The sequence below is a fragment of the Marinimicrobium alkaliphilum genome (assembly GCF_003259155.1).
GTDB lineage: Bacteria > Pseudomonadota > Gammaproteobacteria > Pseudomonadales > Cellvibrionaceae > Marinimicrobium_A > Marinimicrobium_A alkaliphilum.
In genome coordinates this window covers 342,073-355,437 of the sequence record NZ_QGMQ01000002.1, presented here as the reverse complement: position 1 = coordinate 355,437, position 13,365 = coordinate 342,073, and the positions used below count along the sequence as shown (strand labels likewise).

The following is a 13,365-nucleotide window of genomic DNA, read 5'->3' as shown; positions in this document are numbered from 1 at the left end:
ACGTGGGGGCTTGAGAGAGGCGAGAATTACTCTTCGTCGTAATCGAGCGACAGACTGTAAACGTAGGCCGCCAGCAGGTGGATACGATCTTCTCGCAGCATGTCCTTCTGCGCCGGCATGACACCAAAGCGCCCTTCGCGCAAGGTTTGACGAATCTCCTGGGGCTCGCCGCCGTACAGCCAAATATCATTGGTCAGGTCGGGGGCACCGAGCACCGGATTGCCCTTGCCTTCGGCACCGTGGCAAGCCGCGCAATTGCGAGCGAACGCCTGAGCACCGCGCTCGGCGCGCTCAGTATTATGCTCCCGCCCGGCGATACGAAGCACGTGTTCGGTCACATCGGCAATACCCGATTCCCCCAGAACATTACTCCAACCCGGCATGTTCGCCTGGCGACCATCACGAATACTGACCAGGATCTGTTCGGGCTCTCCACCCCAAATCCAGTCGTTGTTAGTCAGGTTGGGGTAACCCCAGTTGCCACCACCATCCGAGCCATGACACACCGCACAGTTGTTGGCAAACAAGCGCATACCGATACGCATGGCCTGTGGGTCTTCGGCCAGCTCCGCAATCGGCGTCTCGGCATAGACGCCAAAGCGCTCGGAGAAGCGCGCCTCAGCCTGCTGCTGATGGCCGCGCAATTCCTTGGTCGAGCTCCAGTTGAGCAGCCCCTGAAAGGCGCCCAAACCCGGGTACAGCAGCAGGTAGACCGCCGAGAAAATCAGCGTCGCGATGAACAGATTGAACCACCAGCGGGGCAGCGGGTTATCGTACTCCTCAATGCCATCGTAAACGTGTCCGGTTTTCCGGTTCTCCGGATCTTCGTCATCACGCACCGCCACTTTGCGGTTCGCCAGCAGTACCCAAAGGATCAACGCCACGTTGATCACGGTGAGAATGATAATCCAAAGGCTCCAAAACGTACTCATAGTCAATTCCGCTCGTCTTCGCCGTCACCGCTAGCGGTGCTCTGGCCATTGGTGTTCTGCGCGTCTGGATCATCCTCTGCGCGTGGCGCTTCATCGGCAAACGGCAACTGCGCCGCGTCATCGAAACGCTTCTTGCGCCGGGGGGCAAAGGCCCACCAGGCGATCCCGATAATGGCGGGCACCATCAATAAGGTCGAGATGATGCCCAACGTGCTTGAGTCAAACATATCAGCGCTTCTCTTGGATCAAGGTGCCCAGTTGCTGCAAGTAGGCGACAACCGCGTCCATTTCAGTCACACCCTGTACCTGCTCCTGGGCGGTTTCGATATCTTCGTCCGTGTAAGGCACACCGACCGCGCGCAGGGCGCGCATTTTTCGAGCCGTATGACGACCGTCAAGTACATTGTCGTAGAGCCACGGAAACGCCGGCATATTGGACTCGGGAACCACCAGGCGCGGGTTGTACAAGTGAACTTTGTGCCAGTCATCCGTGTAGCGGCCGCCTACCCGTGCCAGGTCCGGCCCGGTGCGCTTTGAGCCCCAGAGAAACGGGTGGTCGTAAGTAAACTCACCCGCGACTGAATAGTGCCCATAGCGCTCGACCTCGGCTCGCAGCGGGCGCACCATCTGCGTATGACACACGTGGCAACCTTCGCGGATGTATACGTCCCGCCCTTCCAACTCAACCGCCCCGAGCGGACGCAGCCCCTCGACCGGCACGGTGGTTTCCTCCAGAAAGAACTGGGGAACAATCTGTACCAGGCCGCCAAAACTGATCGCTACGATGACCAGAATGGTCATCAGACCCAGGTTTTTTTCGACGATATCGTGATTCTTCATCTGTTACCTTCCCCTTACGCCGCTTTCGGTGCCGGACTTTCGTCGATGGCTTTGGCACCCGGAGCCTTGGCCGTGCGATAGGCGTTGTACGCCATCAGGAACATGCCCGCCAGGAATATGGCGCCGCCAACGAAGCGCACAAAGTAACCCGGGTAGCTGGCAATGACAGACTCGATAAAGCTGTAGGTGAGTGTGCCGTCTTCATTGAAGGCGCGCCACATCAGGCCCTGCATAATGCCGTTGACCCACATGGAGGCGATATACAGAACGGTACCGATCGTGGCCAACCAGAAATGAATATTGATCCACTTGACGCTGTACATCTCTTTGCGCCCATAAAGAATCGGCAATAAATGATAGATGGCGCCAATACTGATCATGGCAACCCAGCCCAGCGCGCCCGAGTGTACGTGACCGATGGTCCAGTCGGTGTTGTGTGACAGGGCATTCACCGTTTTGATCGACATCATCGGGCCTTCGAACGTGGACATACCGTAGAAGGAGAGAGACACCACCAAAAAGCGCAGAGTCGGGTCGGTGCGCAATTTATGCCAGGCACCGGAAAGGGTCATGATACCGTTGATCATACCGCCCCAGCTGGGCGCCAACAGAATCAGCGACATCACCATCCCGAGGCTCTGGGTCCAGTCCGGCAGAGCCGAGTAATGCAGGTGGTGCGGACCCGCCCAGATGTAAATGGAGATCAGCGCCCAGAAGTGCACGATCGACAGCTGATAGGAATAAATCGGGCGCTCAGCCTGCTTGGGAACAAAATAGTACATGATGCCCAGGAAGCCCGCTGTCAGGAAAAAGCCCACGGCGTTGTGCCCGTACCACCACTGGATCATGGCATCGGTCGCGCCGGAGTATATGGAGTAGGACTTGAACGCCGAAACCGGCACCGCCAGATTGTTGACGATGTGCAGCAGCGCAATGGTCAGAATAAAGGCGCCAAAGAACCAGTTCGCCACATAGATGTGCGCCACCCGGCGTTTCATGATGGTGCCGAAAAACACCACCGCATAGGAAACCCAGACAATCGCGATGAGAATACCAATGGGCCACTCAAGCTCGGCATATTCCTTGGCCGTGGTGTAGCCCAACGGCAGGGTAATGGCCGCGAGCACAATGACCAGCTGCCAGCCCCAGAAGACAAAAGGAATCAGCGGTCCACCAAACAGGCGTGCCTGGGAGGTGCGCTGCACGACATAGAGGGAGGTGGCCATCAACGCCGAGCCCCCAAAGGCAAAAATCACGGCATTGGTATGCAGCGGGCGCAGTCGACCAAAATGTGAAAACGGCTGAAAAATGTCATTCAGGCCCGGCCAGTACAACTGGGCGGCAAGTAATACCCCAACGGCCATACCCACAATGCCCCAGACAATCGTGGCAATAGCAAACTGGCGTACGACCTTGTAGTGATAAACCGGGGGGGCCCCGGCGGCTGCCTCGTGACTACTCATAGGAGTTCCTGGTTACCTAATGTTAACGGCTGTTGTCAGTGACAAAACACCCTCTACGGTTCAAATTCGGCCGGGAAAACCCCACGCCGGATGCTTCCGCGGCGACTCCATCCGGCGCGCGCGCACTGGCGGCCCGGCGGCATTGTCTACCAGGGAAGCATTGTCGTTATTGATTCTTGTCAAAAAAGCGTGAAAAAACCGGGACTTGGTCCCGGCTTACAACATCAACTCAGGTCGCGGCCTTTGCTCGCGGCGATGCGCATACGCAGGGCATTCAACTTGATGAAGCCCTCGGCATCTTTTTGATTGTACGCGCCCGCATCGTCTTCGAAAGTGGCGACTTTTTCATCGAACAGGCTGTCTTCGGAACGACGCCCTACCACGTGCACGGCACCTTTGTACAACTTCAGGCGTACTTCGCCATTAACCACATGTTGGGACTCGTCGATGGCCACCTGGAGCATTTTTCGCTCCGGACTCCACCAGTAGCCATTGTAGATCAGCTCGGCATACTTGGGCATCATCTCATCCTTAAGGTGCGCGACTTCGCGATCCAGAGTGATGGACTCGATAGCGCGGTGCGCCTTGAGAATGATGGTGCCACCGGGGGTTTCATAGCAGCCCCGGGATTTCATGCCGACGTAGCGGTTTTCCACGATATCCAGACGGCCAATACCGTTCTCACCGCCGAGCTTGTTCAGGCGCTCCAGCACTGTGGCCGGGGACAGACGTTCACCGTCAATAGCGACGATATCGCCTTTCTCAAAGGTCACGTCAATGTAGGTGGGCTGATCCGGAGCGGCCTCGGGCGAGACGCTCCAGCGCCACATGTCCTCTTCAGCCTCGGTCCAGGGATCTTCCAGCACACCGCCCTCGTAAGAGATGTGCAACAGGTTCGCATCCATCGAATAGGGTGACTTCTTTTTGCCTTTGGAGAAGTCGACCGGAATGTTGTGCTCCTCACAGTAGGCCATCAGCTTGTCCCGTGAGTTGAGGTCCCACTCGCGCCAGGGCGCAATCACCTGAACGCCAGGCTTGAGGGCGTAGGCACCCAACTCAAAGCGTACCTGGTCATTGCCCTTGCCGGTGGCCCCGTGCGAAATAGCGTCAGCGCCGGTCTCATTGGCAATCTCGATCAACCGTTTGGCGATCAGCGGCCGGGCAATGGAGGTGCCGAGCAGGTACTCGCCCTCGTAGATGGTATTGGCGCGAAACATCGGGAACACGTAATCACGGACAAACTCCTCGCGCAGATCTTCGATGTAGATCTCCTTGACACCCAGTGCCTGCGCTTTGGTGCGCGCTGGCTCAACCTCTTCACCCTGACCGATATCGGCGGTAAAGGTCACCACCTCACAGTTGTAGGTCTCTTGCAACCATTTAACAATCACAGAAGTGTCCAGGCCGCCGGAATAGGCCAAAACCACTTTTTTGATGGATGACATAGGTGCTCCCAATCAGATTCAGACATGTCGGCCCGGCCGGCGGCCAAGGCGAACAAAAACGGGCCAGATTGTACCCTTTATAACACCAGATTCCCACTCCTGATGTTACCTATCTACCCGGTTTTTGCCCGGGTTTATCCCCGCCCGTGAGCCAGCCCGTGACGGGCCAAAAGCTCGGCCCCGTAAGCGGCGAGCTGTTCCAGGAGGACTGCCTCGGCGGGGTCCGCGACCCGGTCACGCGCCGCCTGCAGGCGTACCTGGAAGGCCTGAGCATTGACTTCGGTGCCCGGATCGCTCAGTCGGAACCGGCACCACTGCGCCCAGCGCTCCCGCTCAGGCGGGCTTAGGGTGGCCGGGAAATTGCGCGCCCGATAGCGAAACAGCAACTCGGGCATCCTCGGGTCCCGAAAACGGCTTTCCAGGGCCGCGAGCTCTTCCGGGGGCGCAGCCCGCACCTTGGCTAACAGCGCCCGATCAGCATCCTCCAGAAATCCATTGTAAAGCTGTCGCTCAGGGTCTTCAGGCGTTTCAAAGCGTCGCTGCTGGTAAAGCTGCTGCAGTTTGCCCGCCAAGCGGCTCTGCTCGTCCAGGGTCATATTGACCAGCGTCTGCCAGTGGCGCTCACACCGGTCACGATCGATACCCAGACGCTCGGCAGCGGCACCATCAAGCATGGTCGGTGGCAGCAGCATCGGGGTTTTATTGAGGTGCACCTCTTTAAGCGCCAGACGCTCAACCCCTTCAGGCAACTCGTCGCCTGTCACAAACAGGCGCTCCTGAAGCGCTTCGACCGACAGTTCCAGCAAATCCTTGGGCGACTGACTCAGGTTAAACACAATCACACTGTTGGCGTTACTCGGGTGCATCGCCAGCGGCACAACCAGGCCCGCATAGGCCTGCTCCCAACCGAATTTGGACGAGATGTGCAGCAGGGGCTTACGGCCGTCCAGATCAATCAATTTGCGCGCAAAACGTTTGTCGCGCAGTCGATACGCATAGTCGTAGAGGCGCGGTTGGCGTTCCCTGACCAGACGCGCCATCGCAATGGTGGCGTAGACGTCTGACAGGGCATCGTGAGCGGCCTCGTGACTCAGGCCATTGGCGGCCGTCAGGCGCTCCAGGCGAAAACAGGGTCGACCATCCTCATAGTCCGGCCATTGAATGCCCTCGGGACGCAGCGCCCGAGTCATGCGCAGCATATCGATAATATCCCACCTCGAATTACCGTTACGCCACTCACGCTCATAGGGATCATAGAAGTTGCGATACAGCGTGTAGCGCGTGACCTCGTCATCGAAACGAATCGAGTTGTAGCCGACCCCGCAGGTGCCCGGACGGGCCAGCTGGGCATGGATGGCGGCGATAAACTCGCGCTCTGGCACGCCCTCTGCCTGCGCCTGCTGAGGTGTGATGCCGGTGACCAGACAGGCTTCAGGCTTAGGCAGCGCGTCTTCAGGCGGCTGACAGTAGAGCATCAGGGGCTCGTCGATAACATTGAGTTGCTCGTCAGTGCGCACACCGGCGAACTGCGACGGACGATCGCTGGCCGGGTTCTCGCCCCAGGTTTCATAGTCGTGCCAGTAGAGGGTACGGCCCTTGTCTGGATGTTGATTCACAGGTCACTCCTGAGTTCAGGTCGAGTTTATCGGGCCAACTGTATCACTTGTACCACGCGATGAAATATACTTCGCCCAGCATATAAGGGGGAGATCATGCACAGATTGGAGCACCTGCTCGAAAATAATGCGCGCTGGGCCGAGCAGATCAAGTCGGAGAACCCGGCATTCTTTGAGAAGCTAAGCAAGCAGCAAACACCCGAGTACCTGTGGATCGGTTGCGCCGATTCCCGCGTACCCGCCAACCAGATCGTGGGTCTGCTACCCGGCGATCTGTTCGTGCATCGCAACGTCGCCAACCTGGTAGTGCAAACGGATCTCAATTGCATGTCTGTAATGCAATTTGCTGTTGAGTATCTGAAAGTCAAACACATCATAGTCACCGGCCACTACGGCTGCGGTGGTGTTAAAGCCGCGATGGAACACAAACAGCTGGGGCTGATCGATTATTGGATCCGCAATATCCGCGACGTCTACTTCCGCCACGCCGATACCCTCGACGAGATCGACGATGAAGCCGAGCGCCTGGACCGACTGTGCGAGCTCAATGTGATTCAGCAGGTTGCCAACGTATCACATACCAACATTGTGCAGAATGCGTGGGATCAGGGCCAGGAGCTGACAATTCACGGCTGGATTTACAGCATCAAGGACGGCATCCTGCGCAAGCTGATCGAACCGATCACCCGCGCCGAGCAGATTGACCCGCACTACCGGATTCGTTAGCCCGCAAAGGGCCTGCGACCTTGCGAAATTCGCGTTCGCTCACCGGGCGGCCGTAGAAAAAGCCCTGCGCCTGCTCGCAACCCAGGGCGTACAGAGCCTCGGCCTGAGCCTGGGTCTCAACGCCCTCGGCAATGGTTTTCATTCCCAGGCTGCGCGCCATGACAATAATGGTGGTGACAATGGTATTGTCGTGGCTGTCCTCCAACATGTCGCGTACAAAGGACATGTCAATTTTCAGTGTATCGGCGGCAAAACGCTTGAGGTAGGACAGTGACGAATACCCGGTGCCGAAATCATCGATAGACAGCCCATAGCCCGCCGCACTGAGCGCCTCGGTCGTTGCAACCGCCTGCTCCGGGTTGCGCATCAGGCTGCTTTCCGTCAGCTCCAGAGACAGCGCTTTGGGCTCGACTTCGTGGGCCTGGGTAATGCGCTGGATGCGCTCGAGCAAATGATCGTCGTCAAACTGGTGTGCGGAAATGTTGACACTCAAGCGACCCGGTAAGACATAGCCATCATCTGCCCAGGCCTGCAATTGCCGGCACGCCTCGTTGAGGACCCAGTTGCCCAACTGAGGCATCAGCCCGCGCTCTTCGGCCAAGGGAATGAACTCCCCCGGACTCACCCACCCCCACTCCTGGTCATGCCAGCGACACAAGGCCTCCGCACCCGTCATTCGGCCAGTTTTCAGGTCGACCTGGGGCTGATAGTAGAGTTCGAGCTGGTTGCGGTTGAGCGCCTGCACAAAACGCTCGGTCAGTTGCTGACGGCGACTCAGGTTCTCGGTCATACTCTTGGCGAATACGCAGACACCGTGCTCTTCCTGTTTGGCCTGGTGCAACGCCACACTCGCGCATTGAAACAACGCGCCAGGCGTCTGGGCATCGGCCGGATACCGTGCCACTCCCAAATTGGCGCTGAGGGTGTACTCCCGGTCATCCAGGCGAATGGGCCAAGCCAACGCCGACTGGATACGCACCACCACGGCACTCACATCCGAAGCCCCGCAACCCGGCACCAATAAGGCAAACTCATCACCCGCCAGGCGCGCCAGAAACTCTCCCGGGCGCAGGATATGGCGCAACTGCTGCCCCAACTGGCGCAACAGTTGGTCGCCAACGTGATGCCCCTGCAAATCATTCACTTCTTTAAAACGACGAATATCAATAAAAACCAGTGCCAGCGGCTTCCCGTTGGCACTCTGGGGAATGACCAGCTCATTCAATTGCTCCATAAATTGAATGCGGTTGGGCAGCCCGGTAATAGGATCCACATAGGCCAACTGCTGAATGCGCTGCTGGCTGGTCTCACGCTCCAGCTCTCCGGCCGCCCCCGAGGCCAAAATCCGGATCACCGAAGTCGCAAAGCTGTAGTCACGAATGGGCCGACGGAACATCACCATCAACACGCCTATGGGCCGCCCATCGTTATCATCCAGGCGTCGCCCGACATAGCTGCACGCCCAGTCACTGTCCTTGCCCGGCGCCGCCGGCAGCGGGATAGGCACGTTATCATCGCCCTGGCACTCGCCCTTGGCCAGAATCTCGGCGCAGGGTGTACCTGAGAGCGAGTACACAAAATTATCCTCAACCCGGCCATCAATCACCACGGCGCGCGTCTCAAGAAGATCTCGTGAACTCGGTTCAAGCGTGGCTATGTAGGCACAATCGGCGTCCAGTGCCTGCACCAGGTGCTGCAACAACTGCCGAAAAAAGTCCTGCCCGGCGCGCGAGGTGATGGCAGTTGCCGTGCGCACCACCGCCCGCTGCATCTGCTCGGACTCGTGGCGCTCAGTGACATCCATCAGGAAGCCCTCAAGCAGCACCTCTTGCGTCTCTTCATCCACCATTGCCTGCCCCTGCTCCCAGGCCCAGCGCTGCTCTCCAGCTTTGGTGATCAGGCGGTAAGTGAGCTCATAGGGCTGGCGCCGATTCATCGCGTTCTGAACTTCGTCGACCACCCGTTCGAGATCATCCGGGTGCACCAGAGCCGCAAAGCCGGCAATCACGCCGCTGGTGAAGTCTTCAGGCGCGTAGCCCGTCAACGCCAGGCATCCCTCACTGACAAATTCAATTGACCAGTCCTTGTCGGAGCGGCATCGGTACACCGTTCCGGGCAAATGGTTGAGCAGGGTATTGAGGCGGGCTTCATTGCGGTTAAGGGTCGCGTAGGCCTGCCGGCGGGCCAATTCGGCGCCCGCCTGGGACGCGGCAATGCGAATCACTTCCCGGCTCACACCGGGCAGCGCTGACGGCTGCCTGGAGAGCAGGTTAATGATACCCACGATCTCCCCCTCTGGACCGCTGAGACCCAGCCCGACAAAGCTTTCAATACCCATTTCGGCAAGCAGTTCATCGCTGGGAAATCGGGCTTGCACACCCTCGCTGAAAACGCAGACTTCACCCCGACTGGCCAAAGCGCAAGGGGTGCCGGCAAGCGCATAATGGAAGTTTGGCTGCATGCCCTCAGTGGACCAGACGCTGAGCGTTTGGGCTTCACTGCGGTCCGCACCGAGCTCGGAAATCACCACATAGTCAACCGCCAACACCTCACCCAAGCACCGCACCAGCGCGCTGAAAAAGTCTTCAGCCCCGCTATTCGATACACTGTTGGCCAGTCTCTGGAAGGCCTCTTCAGCATTGACTAATAGTTTCATGTGATCCCGCCCGAACACCGATACCGCAATCCATCCATGACTATCGCCCCAATAAGCCGACACCCACCGGGTGCCTGTTAGTTATTATGATCTCTGTGCAGTGGCTATTCGCTGCGCAAAGTAGCGACGCGTCGCACGGTTAACCTTCGGCGCCAGAAGCAGCGCTGACACCATGGTCGGAATGGCCATGGCCGCATACATTCCATCAAGAAAGCCAATAATGGCCCGCAACGAAACCACACTCCCGAGCACAATCAATAGCGTATAGAGCCAAATATACCAGTGCTGGCGCTCCGCACCGATCAAAAACCCCAGGCACTTGCTGCCGTAATACCAAAAAGTCATTACTGTGCTTAAACTAAGGCAGATCACCATCACGGTCAATAGCCACTGGCCGATACTTGGGTAGGCCGTGGCGAAGGCCTGCGCAGTCAACGACACGCCGTCGAGATCCCCGTGCGCATGCCAGGCACCAGTCACCAAAATCGCCAGCGCCGTACACGTGCACACAATGAGAGTATCAATCACCGGCCCCATCATCGCCACCAGGCCTTCTCGAACCGGTTCGCGGGTGCGGGCGGCACCGTGAGCCATCGACTCGGTGCCAATGCCCGCCTCGTTGGAAAATGCCCCTCGTCGAATCCCCATCATGATAACCGTGCCCACGGCGCCGCCGGCAGCGGCCTGGCCGGTAAAGGCATCGGTAACGATCAGTGTCAACGCGGCGGGCACTTCAGCGGCATATTGAACCAAAACCCCTGCGGTCATGACCAAGTAGAAAGCGACCATGGCCGGCACCAGGCGCGCGGTCACCTGGCCGACACGCTGGACATTGCCCAAGATCACCGCAAGCACCAGCGCAGCGACCGCCACTCCCGCCACAAGATCAAAGTGCAAATGCTGATCCGGCGTCGCCCATCCCAGAGGGTAAGCCACCGAGTCTCGCAGCATTTGCACCAACTGGTTAACCTGAAACACCGGTAACGTGCCAAACAGGCCAGCGACGGCAAAAAAAGCGGCCAACGGCCACCAGCGGCGCCCGAGCCCCTCGCGAATCACATACATGGGGCCACCCTGAAGGTCGCCGCGACTGTCACGCCCCCGGTACATGATCGCCAGCGAGGCGGTGTAGAACTTGGTCGCCACCCCGACGACCGCCGTCAGCCACATCCAGAAAATAGCGCCTGGGCCACCCATAGTAATAGCCACTGCAACGCCGGCAATATTGCCCAACCCGAGGGTACCGGAGAGGGCCGTTGACAAAGCCTGGAAGTGACTGAGCGTGCCCGGATCACGTGAATCATCATACCGCCCGCTGAGAATCCCAAGGGCATGCCCAAAATGGCGATAAGGCAACGCACGGGAGAAAATCAGAAAAAACAGACCACCGCCGACCAACAGTGCCACCAACGGTGGCCCCCACATGAAGGCGGCGAAGCGGTCGAGCCATTGCTCCAGCATTTATGCGTAAAGGCGGTCGGTTTTGGCGGCCATAATGAAGTCGTTGTGGTGCAAACCCCCGATTTTGTGCGTCCACCAGTCCACGGTCACTTTACCGTACTCGGTAATGATCGCCGGGTGGTGATTCGCCGCTTCGGCGATATCACCGACTTTCTGGGTGAATGCCAAGGCCTTGGCAAAATCTTTGAACGTGTACTGGCGAGACAGCACCGCGACCCCGTCAAAGTCCTTGATGCGCCACTCGGGCAGATCGAAGATCAAGGCCGTGATCTCGTCTTTGGTCAGCTTGGGTGCGTCGCCGCTGCAGGCGTCGCATGTCTGGTCGGCTAGGTCAGTCATGAAAAAGCTCCCGATTGCGTGAATAGTCAATCTAGAGTGTAGCAGCGATAGCGCGGAAGCGTAGCGGGGGTAACGAAGGGTCACACCCTGCCGGCGGCAGGGTGCTGTATCAAACTCAAACGATTGTGATCGCCTCGTCCTCGATTTTGGCTTTCCAGATTTGTGGGCCCGTTTGGTGCACTGACTCGCCCTGGCTGTCAACCGCAACCGTTACCGGCATATCCTGCACGTCGAACTCGTAAATCGCTTCCATACCCAGCTCCGGAAAACCGAGCACTTTGGCTGACTTGATCGCCTGCGCCACCAGGTAGGCTGCACCGCCCACGGCCATCAGGTAGACCGATTCATTATCTCGAATCGCCTCAATGGCTGCGGGACCCCGCTCGGCCTTGCCGATCATTCCGAGCAGGCCGGTCTGCTCAAGCATGGTGCGGGTAAATTTATCCATCCGGGTAGCCGTCGTCGGCCCAGCGGGCCCAACGACCTCGTCCCGTACCGGGTCAACCGGACCCACGTAGTAAATGAAGCGCCCGGTAAGATCTACTGGCAACGATTCGCCCTGTGCCAACAGGTCCACCATTTTCTTGTGTGCGGCATCGCGCCCGGTCAGCATCTTGCCCGACAGCAGCAAGGTATCGCCCGGCTGCCAGGTTTTAACCTCGGCTTGAGTCACAGTATCGAGGTTGACCCGGCGCACGGTATCGCTTACCTCCCAGCTGATCTCTGGCCAGTCCTCAAGGCTGGGCGGAGTCTGCAAAGCCGGCCCGGCACCGGTAAGGGTGAAATGGGCGTGCCGGGTCGCGGCGCAGTTGGGAATGATCGCTACGGCCTTGTTGGCGGCGTGGGTCGGGTAATCCTTGACCTTAACGTCCAGCACCGTGGTCAATCCGCCCAGCCCCTGTGCACCAATGCCCAGGCGATTCACCTTGTCGTACAGCTCCAGGCGCAGCTCTTCGCTGCGCCCATCCGCACCACGGGCCTTGAGGTCCTGAATATCCACCGGGTCCAGCAACGCCTCCTTGGCCAATAGCATCGCCTTCTCGGCGGTACCGCCGATACCGATGCCGAGCATACCCGGCGGACACCAGCCGGCGCCCATTTTGGGCACCATATCCAATACCCAGTCGACTACGGAGTCCGAGGGATTGAGCATCGCGAATTTGGTCTTGGCCTCACTGCCACCTCCCTTGGCCGCAACGTGTACTTCAACGGTATCGCCAGGCACAATTTTGGTGTGAATCACTGCCGGGGTGTTATCCCCAGTATTTGTTCGAGCGCCGTCAGGGTCCGCCAGAATCGACGCGCGCAAAACATTGTCCGGATGGCTGTAAGCGCGACGTACCCCTTCGTTCACCATATCTTCCAGGCCCATCTCGGCGTCCCACTGAACATTCATACCTACGGTAAGAAATACCGTGACGATACCGGTGTCCTGACAGATCGGGCGATGCCCCATGGCACACATACGGGAGTTAATCAGGATCTGGGCCATCGCGTCTTTGGCGGCCGGGTTGGCCTCACGCTCGTAGGCCTGATGCACAGCCTGGATAAAGTCAACGGGATGGTAATAGGAGATAAATTGCAGCGCGTCGGCCACGCTGTCGATCAAATCATTCTGGCGAATCACGGTGGTCATGATAGGGCTCTCGCTCTCTGACGGCTTGGAAGGCGGGCATTTTACACCAAAGACGGTGAATTTTCCCGGCCCAAACCGGTCGAAGAGGTACTGGCGGCTTGCATTTATACGCCAATGGCCTAGAATCAAGAGTGAGATGGTTTAGAGAAGTCAATATGACCAGATCCATGCATCGACCCGTCGGTGCACCCTTAGAGCAGGACCCCGTTGCGCTGGATTCTTCGTCCGGCCCCAGCTTCCCTCCCCCAGAC

11 protein-coding genes are annotated in these 13,365 nt (G+C 58.5%); 1 reads left to right on the top strand and 10 read right to left on the bottom strand.

The window, feature by feature from the left end; translation table 11 throughout:
* Positions 1 to 26: 26 nt before the first annotated feature.
* The 6 genes from ccoP to sbcB all read right to left on the bottom strand — a co-directional run bounded on the left by ccoP (position 27) and on the right by sbcB (position 6,296).
* The gene (gene ccoP / locus DKW72_RS05090) at positions 27 to 932 is read right to left on the bottom strand and encodes a cytochrome-c oxidase, cbb3-type subunit III (protein WP_198411222.1); all 906 of its coding nucleotides are present in this window, start codon (positions 930 to 932) and stop codon (positions 27 to 29) included.
* A 2-nt stretch (positions 933 to 934) separates the two neighbouring features.
* Positions 935 to 1,159, bottom strand: coding sequence for a cbb3-type cytochrome oxidase subunit 3 (locus DKW72_RS05085; RefSeq protein ID WP_111641240.1), 225 nt, complete (start codon positions 1,157 to 1,159; stop codon positions 935 to 937).
* Between the two features lies 1 nt (position 1,160).
* The gene (gene ccoO, locus DKW72_RS05080) at positions 1,161 to 1,772 is read right to left on the bottom strand and encodes a cytochrome-c oxidase, cbb3-type subunit II (RefSeq protein ID WP_111641239.1); all 612 of its coding nucleotides are present in this window, start codon (positions 1,770 to 1,772) and stop codon (positions 1,161 to 1,163) included.
* Positions 1,773 to 1,786: 14 nt separating this feature from the next.
* Entirely contained in the window at positions 1,787 to 3,235 is a 1,449-nt protein-coding gene (gene ccoN / locus DKW72_RS05075) for a cytochrome-c oxidase, cbb3-type subunit I (RefSeq protein ID WP_111641238.1), read from the bottom strand.
* Between the two features lie 224 nt (positions 3,236 to 3,459).
* Positions 3,460 to 4,680, bottom strand: a complete 1,221-nt coding sequence (locus DKW72_RS05070) for an argininosuccinate synthase (RefSeq protein ID WP_111641237.1) — start codon at positions 4,678 to 4,680, stop codon at positions 3,460 to 3,462.
* Positions 4,681 to 4,814: 134 nt separating this feature from the next.
* Positions 4,815 to 6,296, bottom strand: a complete 1,482-nt coding sequence (gene sbcB / locus DKW72_RS05065; protein ID WP_111641236.1) for an exodeoxyribonuclease I — start codon at positions 6,294 to 6,296, stop codon at positions 4,815 to 4,817.
* A 96-nt stretch (positions 6,297 to 6,392) separates the two neighbouring features.
* On the opposite strand from sbcB, the gene can reads away from it, so the two are divergent.
* On the top strand, positions 6,393 to 7,022 hold the full coding sequence (gene can, locus DKW72_RS05060) for a carbonate dehydratase (RefSeq protein ID WP_111641235.1): 630 nt from the start codon (positions 6,393 to 6,395) through the stop codon (positions 7,020 to 7,022).
* Here the strand turns inward: can and DKW72_RS05055 are convergent.
* The 4 genes from DKW72_RS05055 to DKW72_RS05040 form a co-directional block, all read right to left on the bottom strand.
* Positions 6,979 to 9,678 carry a bifunctional diguanylate cyclase/phosphodiesterase gene (locus tag DKW72_RS05055; RefSeq protein WP_111641234.1) on the bottom strand — a complete coding sequence of 900 codons (2,700 nt, stop codon included), beginning with the start codon at positions 9,676 to 9,678 and terminating at the stop codon, positions 6,979 to 6,981. The two genes, can and DKW72_RS05055, sit on opposite strands and share 44 nt — an antisense overlap.
* 84 nt (positions 9,679 to 9,762) lie before the next feature.
* The gene (locus DKW72_RS05050; protein WP_111641233.1) at positions 9,763 to 11,139 is read right to left on the bottom strand and encodes an alanine/glycine:cation symporter family protein; all 1,377 of its coding nucleotides are present in this window, start codon (positions 11,137 to 11,139) and stop codon (positions 9,763 to 9,765) included.
* Positions 11,140 to 11,478 carry a 4a-hydroxytetrahydrobiopterin dehydratase gene (locus tag DKW72_RS05045; protein ID WP_111641232.1) on the bottom strand — a complete coding sequence of 113 codons (339 nt, stop codon included), beginning with the start codon at positions 11,476 to 11,478 and terminating at the stop codon, positions 11,140 to 11,142.
* Between the two features lie 115 nt (positions 11,479 to 11,593).
* Positions 11,594 to 13,114 (bottom strand): fumarate hydratase, encoded by a 1,521-nt coding sequence (locus tag DKW72_RS05040; protein ID WP_111641231.1) that lies wholly within the window; start codon positions 13,112 to 13,114, stop codon positions 11,594 to 11,596.
* Positions 13,115 to 13,365: the final 251 nt, after the last annotated feature.